Source organism: Halegenticoccus soli (assembly GCF_002844195.1).
GTDB classification, from domain to species: Archaea; Halobacteriota; Halobacteria; order Halobacteriales; family Haloferacaceae; genus Halegenticoccus; species Halegenticoccus soli.
In genome coordinates this window covers 137,734-155,269 of the sequence record NZ_PEND01000005.1, presented here as the reverse complement: position 1 = coordinate 155,269, position 17,536 = coordinate 137,734, and the positions used below count along the sequence as shown (strand labels likewise).

Genomic DNA, 17,536 nt, shown 5'->3' with positions numbered 1-17,536 from the left:
TGACGCTTGGGGAGTATGCGTCTTGAAACCTTAGGGCCGAATCTGTCGGCCTGAAATCCCATGGTGGGATTCCACGTCGTTCACGGCGTGGAGGAGGTCAATCTTCGATCTCCACACGTCCGCTGTTCCGGTGTACTACTCTCTCGTCACAAGCGATGCGCTCGATTGATAAGTGCGCGATTGACGACAATGCCGACAGTTATACTTCCGGTTGGTGTACCTCGCAGTCGATGAGGCTCTCCGACCTCAGCGGCTTTCAGCGTGCTCTCCTGATCGTCATCGCCGGCCGCGATCAGCCCTCCGGCCAACAGATCAAGACGGAGCTCGGCCGGGCCCGTGAGGGAGAAATCAATCACGGGCGGCTGTATCCCAACCTCGACGTCCTCGTCAACGAGGGGCACGTCGAGAAAGGCGCGCTCGATCGCTGCACCAACTACGATGAGATCACAGATGATAGACGCAGTGCCCTCCGAGAGCGGCGCGAGTGGGAAGAACAGTACCTCCGAAGGACAGCTTCCGCCTGACCTCACAGTTACGGCGCATCGGCTGCCCTCGCGGAACGAGGACGACGGCCCACGGCAAGCATTGGACGACTGCTCCGGGGGCGACGAATCACGGAGAGCCGAGTCCGACTGAATGACCACCGAGTACGTTTTCGTCAGTGATCTCCACATCGGCGGTGACGAACAGCTCACGACGCTCGACTTCGAGGACGAACTCCTCGCGTTCCTTGAGCGCCTGGAAGCGCGCGGCGGTCCCGTCGAGTTGATACTCGTCGGCGACACCTTCGCGCTCTGGGAGTACACCGAGGTGTCGGGACTGGAGAAGCTCGACGCGCTGATAGCCGATCACCCCGCGCTGTTCGAGCAGTTTCGAGCGACCGGCGAGGAGATCCTGATCACGCTCATTCCGGGAAATCACGACTACGACCTCGCCTGCGATCCGGAGTACGTCGATCGCCTCGCCGAGTACAACCTCTCGCTCGAACCGGAGATCCACATCACGCGCGAGGTCGGCGACGCGACGATATGGATCGAGCACGGTCAGCAACACGACGCCAACAACCGCCTGCCCGACTGGGGGAACGCGGACGCGCTGCCGGTCGGTTATTTCGTCGTCCAGCGGATCGTCGCGGCCGCCGGCCGGTACTCCGACCGTGCCCGTGGGAACTGGCTGCGGGACATCCAGTCGGTCGCCCCGATGGAGGAGATTCCGCACTGGCTGTTCTCGAACTACTTCTACCGCGAGATGAGTCCGTACCTGCGCGCCGTCGTCGCGCCGCTCCTCCTGTTTTTCAACCTCAGCCTGCTCTACCTGCTGGGGGCCTTTCTCGAGGAGATCGGCGTCCTGCCGACGCGGTTCTTTCTCGGGAATGAGCTGGTCGGCGCGCTCGGGATCGCCGGTATCGTTCTCGAGGTCATCATCGCGATCAACGCCACGATCGCGGCGGTGTTGCTCTTGCTCGCGGTGCCGCTGTGGGTCTTCGGCCGCGACCTCCGCCACACGCTCGAACGCTTCGGGGTCGTGGCCTCCGGAATACGCGTCGGCCAGGGCGACGAACCGTTCCTGAACGCCGCCAGGAGCGTGTTCGAAGAGCGCCCCGACGTCGCCGTGTACGTTTACGGCCACACCCACCGGGCGTCACTCACCCGGTGGGGCGATCGGCTCGTGCTCAACACCGGGACCTGGCTGAAGAAGCTCCGGCGCGTCCCGACGTGGTTCTCGCGGTTACCGTCGGTCTACTACCCCTCGTTTCGGTTGAACTACTACCGGATCTTCGCCGAGGACGGGCAACTGGTCGTCGAGTACGAGGAGATCGAGACCGACCAACCGCGAGACCTCACGCTCTTCCAGCGGCTGGCCGCGCGTCGGCCGCCTCCCGAAGCACCGATTCCCGCGCGGACGGTGATCGATCCGTCCGAACCGCTCGAACTCCCTGCGTCTCGGTCCGACGCCGAGCCTGAACTCGCTCCGGACCCCGGGGAACGTTCCTGACTCGTCACGTTCCGCCTGCGCGTCGCGGTGCGAGCTCGCGTCGCGCGCGAACTTCCGCTTCGCTTCCATTACGAGACCGGATACTGAACGAGGCGTCCGGACCGCACGGCTGTCTCCCGCCTCAGTCGTCAGCGTCGACCGAGTTCGGACGGTACCCTCGGCTGATAGCTTTCCACTTTCCGCCGGCGAATCGGCGGTAGTTGATAGCCGCTGGCACCGCTGTTTCGGCAAGAAACGACAGGTACAGCCCGCCGAGACCGAGGGACGTCGTCGCGCCGAGGTACGCGAGGGGGATCGAGAAGCCGAACATCCCGATCGCCTGGCTGTAAAACGGCCAGCGAGTGTCCCCGCTCGCGTCCAGCGGCCCGGCAGCGCCGCGAGATATCCCCTGGGCGACGATTGCGACGCACGCGGCGTAGACGAGCGGTACCGCCACCGAGCTCACGGGATCGGCGGTGCTTCCGACGAACGCGAACACGATCGGCTCGGCGAGGAGGCAGACGACCCCCGCCGCGACCGCGTAGGTTGCGACGGCGAGGGTGATGACCTCTCGACCGTACACTTCTGCGGTCATCTCGTCACCGGTGCCGAGCTCCTGTCCGACGAGGCTGCTCGAAGCCAACCCGAACCCCCACCCAGGGATGTTCATAAGGCCCCAGATACGGCGGGTGATAACGTAGGCGGCGACGACGCTCGGACCGAACAGTGCCACGATGGCCAACAGCGGAAATTCGGCGACGGTCCAGACGAGATTCCGGCCGACGACGGGGGTCCCGATCTCGGCGATCTGGCGGGTCGTTTCGACGTCGACGTACGAACGAAGCGGGCTCACCGCCACGGGCGGCGTCCAACCGCCGAGCGGTCGGCCGATGACCAACCCACCCACGAGCGCGACGGTCGCGCCGACGTTGGCGAGCACCGACCCAACGGCCGCGCCGACGACCCCCATTTCCAGTCCGAAAGTAAGCTACCACGCCCTGCAGGGCGTGGCATTCAGCATGGACTCCCGTTCTAACTGTGTAACACAGTAGGCGAATACTCGCCATTCACGTTCATCATCCCGCTGTTCAAGCGCACGCCTACGGGTGCGCCTCCACGCCCAGACTTGTGAACGATAGGGTGAGGTAGTGTACCTGTCCGTCCGGCTCTATCTCACGGTTAGCGTTTGCTCTTCGTCCCACTCGCCCACGGAGATCGCGTAGTCGCCGGGAAGCACCCGGAGCTTGCTCTTCGAGAACACGTCCCCTGGCACCGTCGCGAGTTGGTTGACTGACGCTTTCACGATCACGCGGGTCGACTCACCCGGATCAAGCGACACCCGGTCGACTCCGAGTACCTCCGTCATCGGAGAAGCAATCGCCCCGTGGCGACGGTGGGCGTACACCGGAATTACGTGGTCACCAGACCGATCTCCGCTGTTCGTCACTCGGACCGAGACGTTGATCCGCTCGTTCGCGCTCGCTTCGGGGAGCGTAGATGGCTCCACGCGGAGATCAGCGTACGTGAACTCGGTGTACGAGAGCCCGTGTCCAAACGGGAAAGTCGGTTCTTGCGTGGAGGTCGGCGGGGTCTCACCCGTCCCGAACAACTCGGGGGGATACAGGTTGTGGACGTTGAGAAGCTGGCCGGTTCCGGCCGGCCACGTGAAGGGAAGTCGTCCGCTCGGACTGACGTTCCCGAACACCACGTCCGCCACGGCAGCACCACCCATCGTGCCGGGAAGATACGCCATCACTGCAGCCGGTAGGCGATCGAACACACGAGTCCCGCGCGGTCGCCCGGCGAACAGCACGCCCGCGTGCGGTGTCCCGACCGAGTCGAGCGTCCGAACGAGCTCCCGTTGAGCGTCGGGGAGTCCGAGCGTATCGATGTCGCCGTGTTCCTCGGCGTACGGACCTTCGCCGAGAACAGCGACCACCGCATCTGCGTCGGAAGCTGCCTTCCGGACCGCCGCTTCGTTGTCGAACGTGTAGAGGCCCGTCGGTTCGTGGACGACCTCCGTCGAATCGCTGACGATGCCTTTGATTCCGTCGAGAGGCGTGACTGCGGGTGGCAACGTCTCGCCGACTCCCTGCCATCCGAGGGTCCATCCGCCCATCATGTTGGCAACGTCGTCCGCGCTCGGCCCCGTAACGAGAACCGTTCCGACCTTGGGGTCGAAGGGCAACGTGCCGTCGTTCTTCAGGAGCGTCATCGAATCCGTGGCGATCTCGTAGGCCAACTCACGGGCGCCACCGACGATCTCAGAGGCCCGCTGCGGATCAGCGTACGGGTTCTCGAACAATCCGAGGGCCTCCTTGAACGCGAGCACGTTCGTGACCGCGTCGTCGATGCGATCCATCGAAATTTCGCCGCTTTCTACTAGGTTCCGTAGATGCCTCTGGTACGTGTCGACGGTATCGGATTCGATGCCCGCGGCTGGGACCATATACATGTCGATGCCCGCATCGATCCCCAGTCGAACGGCGTCTTTTACGTCGGCTACGTACTCGTGCACCTCGACCATCCGGTAGAAGTCGTGCCAATCGCTCACTACCATTCCCTCGAACCCCAATGTGTCGCGGAGAATGGTTTGCAGGAGCTCTTCGGAGGCGTGAGCGGGGACGCCGTTGACCGACCCGCTGTTGACCATCACGGTCTCGGCACCGGCGGAAATCCCGGCGTGGAACGGCGGCAAGTGCGTGTGCCGGAACGTCCGATAGGGAATGAGCGCCGGGGTGCGATCGTCGCCGTGACGGGGTTCAGAGTACCCGGCGAAGTGTTTCACCGTTGCACCGGCGGATTTGTACCCGTTCTCGGTCCGCTCGTATCCGCGAACCTTCTCGGCGACCATCCGCGACGCGAGATAGGGATCCTCGCTGAAGCCCTCATAAAACCGACCCCACCGCGGATCACGCTGAATGTCTGCGACCGGCGAAAACGTCCAGTGAGTGCCGGTCGCTCGGAGTGTTTTCGACGTGTGTTCGGCCATTCGGCGGGCGTATTCTTCGTTCCACGTCGCTCCGACCCCGTGGTTGTGGGGGAAGATCGTCGCTCCATCCAAATTGTTGTTTCCGTGGACGGCGTCGATACCGAACACGAATGGGACGTCGTGCGGCTGCGCCTCGATGGCGGCGTCCAAGAGCTCGTTGATGTCCTCGGCAAGCTGTAGCGGATCGGCGGTCGTCGCGTACATGAGCGATCCGGGCTGGTACCGCTCGAAGAACGCCTTCGGGTCGTCATCCACTTCGTAGGCGGCGACCTGCGTCATCTGACCGATTTTCTCCTGCAAGCTCATCTCTCCGACGAGCGCCCGGACCCGCTCGCTCGGTCTCTTCTCCCGCCTCGGCTCGTCCGAAAGGTACCCGCTCAGCGCCGCCGACAACCCGATTCCTCCGGTGGCTTCCATGAATCGCCGTCGGGAGGTTCCGGTCCTGCCCTCGTCCTGGAAGGTATTATCTACCATGACTGTAGAGTTTTGGTTATTCAGGAAAAGTTTAAATTTTTCGCGTATGATTTATCTGGAAGAGGTGCCTCCCGGAGCAAACGATCCCGGCAATTCGGAGATTCTCGCCCGGAGAACAGCGTGACCCGCTCGTACCGGTCCGACCCCCTTAGTCGCGGAGAGCGGTCCTCACGAGGTGGCCATCTCAGAGGTCGCTCGACGTGGGTCAAGTCGAACAACCGCGTGGACGATTCCGGATGGCGGGGAGAGCCCGGGGCTCAGCGACAACCCGTCCCGAAATTCTGGGTCAGGTACAGGCGGCCGTCCGAAGCGACCTCCACCCCAATCCCCTCGGCAGTCCAGAAGTCGGCGAGGATATTTCGTCGGTGCCCGCTGCTCTGCATCCACTGGTCGACGCTCTGTCGCGCAGCCTCGGTCGGCGACTCGTCGGCCGCGTAGTTGTATAGGATGTTTTCGCCCCAGCGGCGACAAGAGAGCCCGAACTTCTCGTACCGGTCGCTCACCGTCTCACCGTCGGGGGACGTGTGCGAAAAGTACCCCACGTCGGCCATATCCCAGCTGTGGTACGCCGCGATCTCCGCGAGCCGATCGCCGTACGCGAGGGGATCGAGCCCCCGATCCGTTCGAATGCGGTTGACGCGCCTGTGGATGGCGCGTTCGACCTCCCTCTCGTATTCGTCCTCCGTCGTTCGGGCGGTCGACCGGCGAGTGCCGACGGCACTGAGTGCGGATCCCCCAATCACGACCGCGGCTACTTTTCGCGCGAACGACCGGCGTGATTCGCGTGTCATGTCCGACAGCTATACTTCTCTACGATCTTCACTAAGACATAGCTAATACCGGGTGAAAGATTTGAACGGATCGAAGCGATGAGAACGACCGACGGCTTGATAACTGATAACGAGCCTCAGAAGCGTGAGCGGGGACGGACAGCGTCGTCCATGCGGGTCACGCTCACTGTGCGGCATGAACTTCCTCCGCTTGCGATCGAACGGGGGTGCGAGCTGCCTCACCACGTCATGACCGCGGCCCGACGCGGAACGCGCGGATCCGGTATCCTTGGGGAAGGGAACTACCGTCGCGAGCCGACGAACCGTTCTGGCGCGGTGCGGGGAACTCGGTTCTCCCATCGCCACGAAGTGGCTCCGCCGCTTCGTCCGACCCTATGAAGGTATCCCCACCGTTCACGGCGGGACATCGTTCACGTTGCTGGTTCGATGTTTTGGTTCACATGGAAGAAGTTGTGAGGATCGTACTTGGCCTTGACCTCCCGCAGCCGATCGTAGTTGCCGCCGTAGGTGGCCTGGATCCGGGCTTGGCCCTCTTCCATCATGAAGTTGACGTACGCGCCGTTCGCCGAATGCTCGTGTACCGCCTCCCAGTAGTCGCGGGCCCAGTTGCTAATCCTCTCCCGGTTGGCGGGATCCGGATCGACGCCCGCGATGACCATCGACCAGGTAGCGTCCCGGTAGTTCCACGCCGTATCGTCCGCGCCGACGCGGTGGACGGCGCCGTCGATCGGATAGAGATGCATCGTCGACTTCGGGGTCGGCACTTCGGCGAAGCGTCGGTGCGCGGCGATTGCGTCGTCGCTCAGTTCGCGAACGAAGTCGCCCTTCCAGTACCACTGGTCACCCGGCGGATAGAGTGCATCGAACATGCTTTGCAGCGCCGAATACGGCATCTCTCCGAGATGCTCGAAGAGCGGTTCGGCGACATCTCGGGCGGGTTGGGTCACCCTCGTCAACTCGTCCTCCGACCCCAGGTAGCACCACATCAATCCACAGACCTTCTCGCCATGGATTTCCTCCGGAAATGGATCGCCCGGTACCTCGGCGGTCAGGTAGAACGCGTACACGTCTTCAGATGCCCGCGGCAGCCATTCGCGGTACCAGCGCATAGTAGATTCGAGCTCTTCGATCGGCCAAAGCATCGGTCCGGCGACTACCGTGTCCACTGGATGGAGCCGGTACTTGAACGAGGTGACCACGCCGAAATTGCCACCGCCCCCGCGGAGCGCCCAGAACAGATCAGGGTGCTCGTCGGCGCTCGCGTGGACGAACCGTCCGTCGGCCAGCACGACGTCTGCGCTCAGTAAATTATCGATGGTCAGGCCGTATTTCCGGGTCAGATAGCCGTGCCCTCCGCCCAGGGTCAGCCCTCCGACACCGGTCGTGGAAATGACCCCACTGACCGCCGCAAGCCCGAATGCCTGGGTGGCGTGGTCCACATCGCCCCAGACGCATCCAGGTTCGACGCGCACGGTCATCGTGTCGGGATCGACTTGGATGCCCTTCATGGCGGAGAGGTCGATAACTAAGCCATCGTCCACCATGGCCAGGCCCGGACCGTTGTGACCACCGCTCCGGATCGCGGTTTCGAGGCCGTGGTCGCGTGCAAAGTCCACAGCCGCAATCACGTCTGCGACATCTGTGCACTGGGCGATCAGCCGCGGACGCTTGTCGATCATCGCGTTGTAGATCGCGCGTGCATCGTCGAACTCTGGGTCATCGGGTCCGACGAGGGTACCCCGAAACGTTTCTCGCAAGTCTTCAATAGGTATTTCATCAACGCCTTTTCCGGTTGCTGCCATTGTTGGCCCCTCCTGCGCTCATCTCGACGGCTCCGCTCCTCCACTCTTCGCACAGAGAGCGCTAGTTCCGCTACGATCTGTACCACGTTAGTCATTACTAATAGTTACAATCCCGCACACAGTTGCTGTACTTAGCATATCTCGGAGCTGAGGCTGGGTCGTCTCACGCGTTCGAAGCGTCGGTACCCGATATCGGTCCGTCGGAGCTGTCGGACGGAACGGTCACAATCGAAACCGTTGATCGTTGAAGCGGTTCGCTTCTTGGACCCGGATCGAGGAAATCGGCGTCGTCTCACGGATCGATGGGAGTTTCAAGGTTCCTTGACCGCGCGTGCGCCGTCGTGACGACAACTCGTCCGCGAATGCGTCCTTCTAGTTCGACGGCGAACGACTGGAGGTACGCATACGAATTGCCCGTCGAGTGGTCGCGTGGACACACTCCAAGCCGCGGTCCGTTGTCCGCCGTCGGCACAGAACGACCCTACGATACATCGGGGAACGAGCGGACACAGTAGGAACAGGAAGGCATCGCGCCGAAGCACGGAACGCATCCGCGAAAAAGGACGCCGCTGCCGTTCTCAGTTCGGGTCGTACTCAATAGTCCCGGTCCAGACGCCGTAGACGTCGTCGTACTTACTGTCCCGGTCGACCAAGAGCACCGTCACCTCAAGGTCGCCCGGTTCGAACTGTTCGAGACCCTTCTTCCGGACGGTGACGTCGAACGTCCCGTTCGTCTCCTGAGAGACGTACGTCGACCGCTCCACCAGCGTGTCGTTGATCTCGACGAGGAAGTACGGCTCGCCCTCCACGGTGCCGTGTTCCGGCGGATCGACGTTCTCCATCGAGGTGTTGGCGACAATTTGGAGGTCGAAGTTCGAGTAGCCGCCGCTCTCGGCGGGTTCGCGGTCGACGAACTGCACGTCGGAGATGCGCCCCTCCTCTATCTTGTCCTCGGTGGGCTGGTTCGGCTCCTGAGGCGGGCTCCACTCGGGGTACGGCGTCGCGGTCGGCGTCGCCGTCGCCGTCGGTGTCGGCGTCGCCGTCGGGGTCGGCGTCGCCGTCTGCGTCGGCGAGTCGGTTGCGGTGGGCGACGCCGCGGGCGTCTCCGCGGACGAGTCCGACAACGGTCCGAAGCCGCTACATCCGGCGAGCAGGACGACCGCCGCCGCCATCAGTTGGTACCTTGTTTTCATCGCTCCGAACTCTGTGTGAATGAGTGTTAAGATTCCCGTTTCGACGTTCGGGCGGGTCTGTCGCGTTAGTGTGAATACCGGATCCGACGGTACGTCGCCGACACGACCGCGGAGATGGACGATGGACGGCTGTAACGAATTGGACAGCATGTCCACGGTGGGGCGATTCCGACAGAAGTTATAGGACTACAGTTCGGATTCCGGACCGAAACGGAGCGAAAACCGGTCGATGGATCCGATTGAGTCGTCAGAAGCCGTATTTTCTCCGTTTTCGAGGGATCGCTTCGGAGCTCAGCCACCGTCGTACTCCACTCGTGTCGTCCAACTCATCGACGTACGCGAACGGCGAATTAGAGGCTCATATCCGCCGAGAATAAGCGTTTCGTGCTTCCATTCGTAACCCAAGCCTCGTCTCGGCCACCGATTTATCTTCTTTATTGTATTTCTGCAACTATCCAATTATATTTGTTTACACGTCGGTTAAGGTATAGGACGCGAAGTAGACCATTCAGAAACGAGAGATGAAGTGACGAGATGTCCGAGGGAGATCCGACGGCGGTTCGCAGAAACCGGTGCGGGGGCAGCCTCTCACCTTTTGCGTCAGCCGAGCATGCCTTTTCGATTTGCATACCCGTCGCCCAGCCCGTGATTTTTTATGCGGTTCCGCCGGTGAGTCCCTCCATCGTAAGTCAGCGGCCGAAAACGGAAGTTACTGGTGAGCGAGTTTCCCGTGCTTCGTCACGTTGCTCGAACGTGTTCGGAGCGCCCCCGATTCATCCTGATTCCGCCAAAGCGGTGGCCCTCCTTCCCACCACACGAGATATCGTTACGGAACTAACAGTGTAACGGCGGACGGAATCGCAGACGGGTCGAAAATTCGAGACGGTTGAAATCCGTGCCTCCTGCCGAATTCGCTCCGTGGCGGTCGCTGAAAACTGCACCTCCCGTCGGGGGTTTGAGAGCCCCCGTGACGAAAATCAAGAAACCCGCGCGTGCCTCGATCGGCTCGTTCCCGATTGAGGCGGGCCAAGCGAACACGGACCGCTTCGGCGTCCGCACCGCTCGCCCGACCTCTCAGAAACCGAGTCGTTTCTGCCGGCGCATCCTGAAAGGCCCGACTCGCGTTGCGTGCCGGACTCGGTCGCTTCCTCTCGGTTTCGACGGGAAAAACGAGCTGCGAGATCCGCGCCCGACTGCGCCGTTGTAGGCGGTTCGTCAGTCGTGGGTGTTCGTGAAGTGGCTTCGCCTTTCTCTTCGGCGAGCTCGGCTTGAATGGCGTTGTAGGTCGCAAGCACCACCACGAGCAGGCCGACGATGACGTCGTTCCACGGCGCGAGTCCGCTCGCCGCACCGAGCACGAGAAGTAGGGGGTACGATGCGATGAAACGCTGCATGACGATCTCGGAGAAGTCGACGGTGAGTCCCCATTTGCGGCTCCGCGCGCTCGGTCGATTGGCGTCTCCTTGGTAAAAGCCGATGCTTCGGGCGACGAGGGTGACGAGCGTGAGTCCGACCAGCGCGTAACCGACGAGCTAGGGGAGCGGCAGTGTCCAGCCGAGCCACCACGTCTCCATCGTGTAGTGGAACGTGAGCCCGACGACGAGGAGCGCACCCGTGACCCCGCGGATCTGGTTCTGAAGTGCCTGCCGAAGATCGCTCATCGCGAGGCCGTCCGCGTTCGAGGCGTCGGTTCCTGAGCGGGAGTCCCGTCCGTATCGACGGATCCGTTCACCGACACCGCGTTCTGCTGGAAGATGTTCGTGTCGAACGTCCGCTGGTAGGTGAGAAAGTCGAGCGGGAGCCGCTGTCGCTCTCCTCGATACTCGACAGTCGCGTGAAAGTCGACGGTCAGCCGCGTCGTTTCGTCGTTCCTGAGGTGTGTGACCCACCACTCGTCCAACTTGGAGTTGTCGATGATCGCCCTCGTCTCTATCGTCCGGGTGCTGTGAGGCGGAATCACTTCTTCCTGGTCGCCGACGCTGTGGCCGACGCGTACCCCGTTCATCCGGATCGTGTAGCCGATGTCCGCGATCGGAATCGGGACCGGCGTCGGGTTCGTGACCGTCGCGGAGACGATCAACGGCGTCCGTTCGGCGGTGGCGTGCCCCCAGCGGGCGTCCGTCCCGTTGACGACGAGGAGCGTGCGCCCGAACGCCCCGAACCGTCGCGTCTCGTTCGTCTGGAGTGGGGCGAGCAGGTCGGTTTCTACTGTTCGCGTCCGCGTCCGAGAATCGACCGGGAACGTCACGTCAGTGGACTCGACGACGACAGCCGGATTCACGCGCACCGTCGTCGTCTCGTCGTTGTTGACGTGCGTCACCCACCACTCGGGGACGTCGTCGTTGTTCATCCACGTCGAAGCGGTGATGACGTCGCGCCCGCCGGAGAGATCCACCTGCTTTTTCCGTCCGTCCGCGATCTGGACGCTGTTCAGCGAGACCGTGTACGTGACGTCGGCGACGCCGTCACCCCACTCGAGCAACCGCGGATTGTCGACGGCGATCTGCGTTTCGATCTCGGTCCGGTTCTCCGCGACGGTCCCCCAGCTGTTGTCGACTCCGTCGATCCGCGGCCGTTCGAGGGTAGCGACGCCGATGACGGCGGCGCTCGCTACCGCGAGCACGACGATGAGAGCCGCGACTAGCGTGGTCGTTACGGGATTTCTATCCATCCACTTTCACGTCCAACAGGCAGTGTACTAGACGTTCGGGTTACAAACCCCTGGATTTTAAGTGTGATATCCCTGTTAGCGTGCTTCTGCGAGGCTGATTTGGAGGCGGAAGCGTTCGGAGACGGTGACGAATCCGAGAGGATCTTCCGAATCGCGAGAGACGCAACGCTACCCTCACTGAGAGGGCCCCTCGTGACGGGTTTCGCAAAAACAGGGAGTTCCGCGAGTCTTTCGGTCAGTTAGCGTGACGGCTGTGAGTCACCTACACCCACCAGTCGTCGTCTTCCAGGACGTCGTCCTCTTCGTCTTCGTTAACGGGAGAGAACTGAACGGTGAAGAGATTTGGATTGTCGCCAAACGGCTCCCATTGCCGATTCATCTCGTACACCTCGGGTTGCTGCGTCCCGTTTCTGAAGTCGCCTTCGTCATCGACGACGTATCCGAACTGTTGTTTGTACGGAGGAATCTCCGCGTCTTGAGCGATGAAGAACGGGACGATCTCGTTCGTATTGAGGTACCGAATGTTGCGGGTGTTGTAATTGGACCAGACGCTGTCCTGAACGTCCGGAACGTTGGGGACCCAGTCGAGGACGCGACTGGTGATGACGAACCGAGCGCCGGGGCGGAACTGGTTCGTGAAGATGAGCGCCTTACCACCCTGCTCTTCGATGATATCATCGTCACCATCTTGGGCGGTAGCAGTGCCAGCGCTCGCGAGACCGATTCCTGCGGCGGCGGCCGCTCCTGTCTTGAGGACGTCTCTCCGCGTCGATTCTCCCCTCTCATCCGCTTCTGGCTGGTTTTCAGTCATAGCTCCCCTCGCACATTATTGTGCTTTCCCTTCGTCAATAAGCGTTATCGCTGTCGTTACTTAATAACTGTATTTCAAACTGGTAGCGATACTTCACGATCGATTTTCTCTAGGCGGCAGTCCCGCTCGGCCGGCAATGCAATCGCACGCGTTCGGACAAGGTTCCCTCAGCGCCATCGCCACAGGGCGAGATTGAGGACGACGCCGACGGCGAGCAGTCCCGCGTTCCAGACGAACGCGTTGTAGTAGATGACGTCGACAGTGATCGGCTGGTGGTACAGGGGCCAGAACGGTTCGACCGGCTGGTATCGGACGATGTCGGGTGACGCGAGCATGTCCCCGAAAATGTGGCTCAGGCTAGCGACCCAGGATATCGCAAAGGTGAACAGGTACGGCCGTCCAATTCGATTTCGGTGGGTATCCTTCCGGAGGGACAGGAGCGCCGGGGTGACGATCAGAGCGGCGACGGCGCTGACCAGCGTCACGAACACGATCGTGTGCGTCACTCCGTGGTGGTGGATCGTCGGGAAAACCTTCTTCAGCCAGATGTCGACGTCGGGGAGGAGTCCGAGCGGGAGTCCGACGAGAATGCCGGTTACCGCAGCGCGCAGGTCCACGAGGAACCAGATCGGCGAAAGCGCGATCAGCGTCGCTCCGAGGTGACCCGCAACGTCTACCATGTGAGTGAGTAGGACGGTATTCCACATAGGAGTGGCGGCGGGGAGTCATCCGGATTCGAGTGGGGCCCCAGCACTTCGAGCAGGGGGTGCAGAACGTCGCCGAGGAAGACGTGGCGGAGGCGGTTGTCGCCGGTTCCGACCCGCAGCCCTACGTCGATCGAGTCCGGACGTACCGAGAGGCGGGCTTCGACCGCGTCTACCTGCAGCCGCTCGGTCCGAACCAGGAGGAGCTCGTCGACTTCGCCGAGCGCGAGATACTGTCGCTGGGCGCGTCGGGGCTGTTCGCCGACGATCGGACCGCCCGTGCGGAGCGGTACTTCGAACGGTACGGTCTCGCGACCCTTTTTATCGGTGCCTTCGCCCCCATCCTCAAGGGATACGAGCTCCTGTCGGTAGCGTCGGGCGCCCTCGGTCTCGACCTCCGTTCCTACCTCCTCGCGTCGCTCGTCGGCCGCGGCGGGAGGTACGTTCTCGAAGCCGCGCTGGTCCACGTTATCGGCGAAGCCGCCAGAACGCTGACCGAGGTCGAACCCTACTCGATCATCGGAGCCGTCACGCTCGTCATCCTGGCCGCGTATCTCCTCCGACGCCGGTGGGTTCCCGAGCGATGGAAGCGGCTCGCCGATTGACGCCCCCCGGTAAGTCGCTCGATGACCGGTTCGCCTTCACTGTCCGATTCGGGTTCGAGATCCGACTCCTCGTGCCACCGAGAACCCGAATAAACGCGTCGCCGTTCGGAGAAGCGTGCTGGACACGACCCTGACTTCGCAGAACCATCGAGGGAGGCTCGAATGTTCTACAGAAGAGTTTGTAACTCACGAGGTAGCGGATTCCGAACGGTGACCCGTTCCGACGGGCGTATTTCTCGGGTCCGGGATAGATGACGATCACTGTGGTCTTTGAGCCGTATCTCGACGAGTATCAGGTGAAAGCGGCGAAAGGAGGACAATTCGGGAGAGATACGTGTAGTTTCGAGGCAGATGGGACGGTTCGTCAGTCCTTCGAGCGTCCCCCCTCGAAGAACCTCACCGTTCGTCGATTTCGGCGGCATTCGACCGACGTCAGCGTCCATCGAAGGACTCAGCGCGGATTCGATCGGTCGATTACGCCGCCCGGAACCGGTTCGACCTGACTCTTTGTTTGACATCACGTACGTTCGCTGCTACCGCGCTGTGAGTACGAATAATACTGTAAACCGAAGTAGCGGATGCGCTGACGTCGGGCCGGGGGCGAACGCCGGATCGGTCAGCCGACCGTCTTTCGACCGCGGACCGACGTCTTCGGCGCCGACGAGACAGCGTCGAGACAGCGCCGAGACAGCGGTCCCCCGTACAGACACCGCGCTCCGGGGGAGTTCTGCGACCGAACGCCGGGACGACCGCATTCGTTTTTCACCTCGGTATCGACCGTTGGTATCGAGTAACGAATCCGACGGCGATCCCGTTAGTCGCCCGCTCGCCGGTTAGCGGCGAACGCCGGGACTCGATCACGTCAGGTCCGGAGAGAGGCGGTTCGCGCTTCGGCCTTCAGTCGGCGCTCGTCGGCGGCGACGAGGTCGCGACTTCGTCGTCGCGGAGGTAACACTGCGGATCCGGCGCGAACAGGTCGCCGTGAACCGTGAGCGCGCGGAGCCGGGACGCTCCCCGGCAGATCTCCCGGTACCGGCAGGAGGCGCACCGCCCCGTCAGGTGGTCCGTCCGCTCACGGAGTCTGCGAAGCAGCGGGTTCGAATCGCCCTCCCAGATGGCGCTGAACGGCCGATCGCGGACGTTGCCGAGGCTGTACCGTTCCTATTTTCGGTAGCAATTGGTAGTGACTCGTGTAAAACGGGTCGTTCCAAACATCGCTGGGCTTGATGCAGAATCTGGGTTGCTACTGTTGTTTTCCGTCTCTGCCGGGGTGACAGCGGGCGCGATATACGCCGACCCGCCACCAGCAGTCACCTCACTCGACTGTCCAGTAAACGCAACTGGCGCAGTACCGAACGTGAGACGCGCGCCAGCGGAACAGCTTGCTGGCACGATTTCAAAATCCCCGATATACGAGGACGTGAAACCGTGTTTCAGCGTTACCGAATCACTGTAAAACACGCGGGCCACGTTGACAGCACCAACATAGTCCCGGTCGGCTTGATAGCCACACCGGGCGTTGTCACAGCAGAAGTGACCGCCCCACCACACCTCGAACGTGTGGTCGGGTGACTTCGTGGTATGGCCCGTGGAGCCACATCGAGGGCACGACCGAGACGTGTTTCGCGGACGCACCCGCTTCACGTGCAATCCGGTGATCTCAGCCCGATACTCGATTTTCGAGACGATTTCCCGGCGTGCCCACGAAGACAGTTCCCACGAGAGTTTGCCTTCGCCACGAGGCGGACTGAGGCTTCGGAGGTCTTCGTGAACAATCGCGTCCACCTCATACACCAGAGCAAGCGCAAGAACTTGGTTGGATACATCGTGAACAAGTTGTTCGCGCTTGTGGCGAATCTTGTTGTTCGCACGCTCGTACTCTGCGTGAACCTGTGTGAACGAATCTGTATGGTCGCGCCCCTGCTGACGCAGATACGCGAGTTTGGAGTTGAGTTGGTTACGTTCCCGAGCGAGATTCCGCATCCGTTCTCGCTCCGTGTTCTGGATGAAATACGGTGTGGAGAGCTGCTCGCCGTCTTCGTTCACGACGACCGCGGTGGCATCTTTTCTAATACCGCCGTCAATCGCTAAGACGGTTTTCACGTTGTCTGGTTTCTCTTGGTGTTCGACTTCGACAGGGAACGCGAGTTCGTAGTAGTCGCCACCTGTTTTCGTGGTTGTGGGTTGGAACGAGGGGGCGGAGAGACTGCCGTGTTCGAGCAGTTTGTGGAACGCTTCGTAGCTTTCCAGTTCGTGTTCCGTCCACGTCCAATCTCCACGGGCTTCTGGTTCGACGGTATCGGGTGTTTTGAGTTTGACCGTGAGTGTCTGTTTGTCTTTGTCGTACTCGTATTTGACAGCCTGCCCCGAAGTAGGGCCGTCGTCAGCCGAATATGGGAGAACGCCTTTCGAGTACGTTGGGCACTCCTGCATATCGAAATACGACTCGGGGAATCGACCGTGTTTGTTGTAGTACGAGTTGAGTTGCCCGATAAGCAAATCGACGTACTCGGATTTGAGGTATTCTTCAGCGTCCCAGAGTCGTTCCTTGATTCTCCGAGTGTGAATGCGTCGGATCTTGTGGTCGGGTAGAACAGTCTGGATAGTCTGGAACGCTTCGCGTTTGTCAGCGTGGCTCCGAAGCGTCTCACCGACTTTCTGCATCACACAGCGTTTGTACCGTGATGGGAGGTACAGATCAACGTCCGTGAACGTTTCTCCCTCATCGAAGTATTTCCACGCTTGATACGAGTAGTTGTCAATTCCTGTAAGGTGTTCGGGAGTCCAATATTGCTCGATGAGCGTATTTGCTACACGGGTTGTGAGCGTGTCTAATCGAGCATGGCGCTCACTCTCCTCGAAGGGAAGTCGGAGTGAGAGTGAGAGGTGGCTACTCATCGATTTCCACCTCTGCTTCCACTGTTTCAACAATTCGCTTGCGTTTCGAGGACCGCATCCCGTATAGTTTCCCTGCGAAACTGGCGACGAGTTGGAGCAGGTCGTCAACCAGTTCCTCGTGTGCAGTTTTGTCGGTTTCCTCGTTGATGACGGTGATTTCGACCCCGTACTGGTTGAGGAGACGTTCGAGGTATGAAAAGCCGAATCGAGTGAGGCGGTCTTGGTACGTGACAAGAACACGCCCGAAGTTAGCGTTCTCGGCGTCGTCAAACAGTTTGTTCAGTCCGCGGCGGTTTTCGTTGAGACCACTGCCGATGTCAGAGTATTTGTTTTCGATACTCCATCCGTGGTCGTGCGTGTATTCAGTGAGGGACTCAAGTTGTCGGTCGAGGTCGCCGTCCTGTTTCTGAGCGTGCCCTGAAACCCGCCCGTAAATGGCTACTTTATCGGTTTGTTGTGTGTCTCCTGAGAGTCGCAGGAGTTCTCTGTGTGGGATTCGTCGGTGTCCGCCGGGTGTTCGTGTGAAGTCGAGTTTTCCGTCACGACACCAGTTCTTGACGGTTTGACGGTGTACTCCTAACTCGTCTGCAAACTCTCCGACGGAGTACGACCGTGGCATAC

The 17,536-nt window shown here is 61.3% G+C and carries 13 protein-coding genes and 3 pseudogenes; 3 read left to right on the top strand and 13 right to left on the bottom strand.

The window, feature by feature from the left end; translation table 11 throughout:
- Positions 1–230: 230 nt before the first annotated feature.
- Both CNO20_RS14630 and CNO20_RS14625 read left to right on the top strand, forming a co-directional pair.
- Positions 231–524: a PadR family transcriptional regulator gene (locus CNO20_RS14630; protein ID WP_101297162.1), complete on the top strand. Its 294-nt coding sequence runs from the start codon at positions 231–233 to the stop codon at positions 522–524.
- A 112-nt stretch (positions 525–636) separates the two neighbouring features.
- On the top strand, positions 637–1,995 hold the full coding sequence (locus CNO20_RS14625; RefSeq protein ID WP_101296868.1) for a metallophosphoesterase: 1,359 nt from the start codon (positions 637–639) through the stop codon (positions 1,993–1,995).
- 121 nt (positions 1,996–2,116) lie between these two features.
- On the opposite strand, the pseudogene CNO20_RS14620 reads toward CNO20_RS14625, so the two are convergent.
- From CNO20_RS14620 to CNO20_RS14575, 10 genes and pseudogenes are all read right to left on the bottom strand, one after another.
- Positions 2,117–2,962, bottom strand: a pseudogene (locus CNO20_RS14620) (MATE family efflux transporter); the annotation flags it as partial.
- A 44-nt stretch (positions 2,963–3,006) separates the two neighbouring features.
- Positions 3,007–3,102: pseudogene (locus CNO20_RS24400) on the bottom strand (zinc ribbon domain-containing protein); the annotation flags it as partial.
- A gap of 40 nt (positions 3,103–3,142) precedes the next feature.
- Positions 3,143–5,440 (bottom strand): glycoside hydrolase family 3 protein, encoded by a 2,298-nt coding sequence (locus CNO20_RS14610; protein WP_199174859.1) that lies wholly within the window; start codon positions 5,438–5,440, stop codon positions 3,143–3,145.
- Positions 5,441–5,697: 257 nt separating this feature from the next.
- Positions 5,698–6,231, bottom strand: a complete 534-nt coding sequence (locus tag CNO20_RS14605) for a CAP domain-containing protein (protein ID WP_101296865.1) — start codon at positions 6,229–6,231, stop codon at positions 5,698–5,700.
- Positions 6,232–6,641: 410 nt separating this feature from the next.
- Positions 6,642–8,033, bottom strand: a complete 1,392-nt coding sequence (locus CNO20_RS14600) for an FAD-binding oxidoreductase (protein WP_101296864.1) — start codon at positions 8,031–8,033, stop codon at positions 6,642–6,644.
- A 578-nt stretch (positions 8,034–8,611) separates the two neighbouring features.
- Positions 8,612–9,226 (bottom strand): hypothetical protein, encoded by a 615-nt coding sequence (locus tag CNO20_RS23050; RefSeq protein WP_158237422.1) that lies wholly within the window; start codon positions 9,224–9,226, stop codon positions 8,612–8,614.
- Between the two features lie 1,532 nt (positions 9,227–10,758).
- Positions 10,759–10,887 (bottom strand): DUF2391 family protein, encoded by a 129-nt coding sequence (locus CNO20_RS22640; protein WP_143423224.1) that lies wholly within the window; start codon positions 10,885–10,887, stop codon positions 10,759–10,761.
- Positions 10,884–11,897 (bottom strand): LEA/WHy family protein, encoded by a 1,014-nt coding sequence (locus tag CNO20_RS14585; protein WP_101296862.1) that lies wholly within the window; start codon positions 11,895–11,897, stop codon positions 10,884–10,886. The genes CNO20_RS22640 and CNO20_RS14585 overlap by 4 nt, the downstream gene beginning before the upstream one ends.
- Before the next feature lie 262 nt (positions 11,898–12,159).
- Positions 12,160–12,708 (bottom strand): twin-arginine translocation signal domain-containing protein, encoded by a 549-nt coding sequence (locus CNO20_RS14580; RefSeq protein WP_101296861.1) that lies wholly within the window; start codon positions 12,706–12,708, stop codon positions 12,160–12,162.
- Between the two features lie 167 nt (positions 12,709–12,875).
- Positions 12,876–13,388 carry a metal-dependent hydrolase gene (locus tag CNO20_RS14575; RefSeq protein WP_158237421.1) on the bottom strand — a complete coding sequence of 171 codons (513 nt, stop codon included), beginning with the start codon at positions 13,386–13,388 and terminating at the stop codon, positions 12,876–12,878.
- A 59-nt stretch (positions 13,389–13,447) separates the two neighbouring features.
- Between CNO20_RS14575 and CNO20_RS14570 the strand changes: the two genes are divergently transcribed.
- Positions 13,448–14,017 (top strand): hypothetical protein, encoded by a 570-nt coding sequence (locus CNO20_RS14570; protein ID WP_143423222.1) that lies wholly within the window; start codon positions 13,448–13,450, stop codon positions 14,015–14,017.
- 897 nt (positions 14,018–14,914) lie between these two features.
- On the opposite strand, the pseudogene CNO20_RS14565 reads toward CNO20_RS14570, so the two are convergent.
- The 3 genes and pseudogenes from CNO20_RS14565 to CNO20_RS14555 form a co-directional block, all read right to left on the bottom strand.
- A pseudogene (locus CNO20_RS14565) lies at positions 14,915–15,172 on the bottom strand (SPASM domain-containing protein); the annotation flags it as partial.
- Between the two features lie 6 nt (positions 15,173–15,178).
- Entirely contained in the window at positions 15,179–16,915 is a 1,737-nt protein-coding gene (locus CNO20_RS14560; protein ID WP_199174858.1) for a zinc ribbon domain-containing protein, read from the bottom strand.
- Positions 16,908–17,534, bottom strand: coding sequence for an IS607 family transposase (locus tag CNO20_RS14555; RefSeq protein WP_101296858.1), 627 nt, complete (start codon positions 17,532–17,534; stop codon positions 16,908–16,910). The genes CNO20_RS14560 and CNO20_RS14555 overlap by 8 nt, the downstream gene beginning before the upstream one ends.
- Positions 17,535–17,536 lie beyond the last annotated feature (2 nt).

Bases quoted from the DNA above. Each gene is read 5' to 3' on its own strand.
- CNO20_RS14630 (WP_101297162.1), top strand. From the start codon at position 231: ATGAGGCTCTCCGACCTCAGCGGCTTTCAGCGTGCTCTCCTGATCGTC.
- CNO20_RS14625 (WP_101296868.1), top strand. From the start codon at position 637: ATGACCACCGAGTACGTTTTCGTCAGTGATCTCCACATCGGCGGTGAC.
- CNO20_RS14610 (WP_199174859.1), bottom strand. From the start codon at position 5,440: ATGGTAGATAATACCTTCCAGGACGAGGGCAGGACCGGAACCTCCCGA.
- CNO20_RS14605 (WP_101296865.1), bottom strand. From the start codon at position 6,231: ATGACACGCGAATCACGCCGGTCGTTCGCGCGAAAAGTAGCCGCGGTC.
- CNO20_RS14600 (WP_101296864.1), bottom strand. From the start codon at position 8,033: ATGGCAGCAACCGGAAAAGGCGTTGATGAAATACCTATTGAAGACTTG.
- CNO20_RS23050 (WP_158237422.1), bottom strand. From the start codon at position 9,226: ATGAAAACAAGGTACCAACTGATGGCGGCGGCGGTCGTCCTGCTCGCC.
- CNO20_RS22640 (WP_143423224.1), bottom strand. From the start codon at position 10,887: ATGAGCGATCTTCGGCAGGCACTTCAGAACCAGATCCGCGGGGTCACG.
- CNO20_RS14585 (WP_101296862.1), bottom strand. From the start codon at position 11,897: ATGGATAGAAATCCCGTAACGACCACGCTAGTCGCGGCTCTCATCGTC.
- CNO20_RS14580 (WP_101296861.1), bottom strand. From the start codon at position 12,708: ATGACTGAAAACCAGCCAGAAGCGGATGAGAGGGGAGAATCGACGCGG.
- CNO20_RS14575 (WP_158237421.1), bottom strand. From the start codon at position 13,388: ATGGTAGACGTTGCGGGTCACCTCGGAGCGACGCTGATCGCGCTTTCG.
- CNO20_RS14560 (WP_199174858.1), bottom strand. From the start codon at position 16,915: ATGAGTAGCCACCTCTCACTCTCACTCCGACTTCCCTTCGAGGAGAGT.
- CNO20_RS14555 (WP_101296858.1), bottom strand. From the start codon at position 17,534: ATGCCACGGTCGTACTCCGTCGGAGAGTTTGCAGACGAGTTAGGAGTA.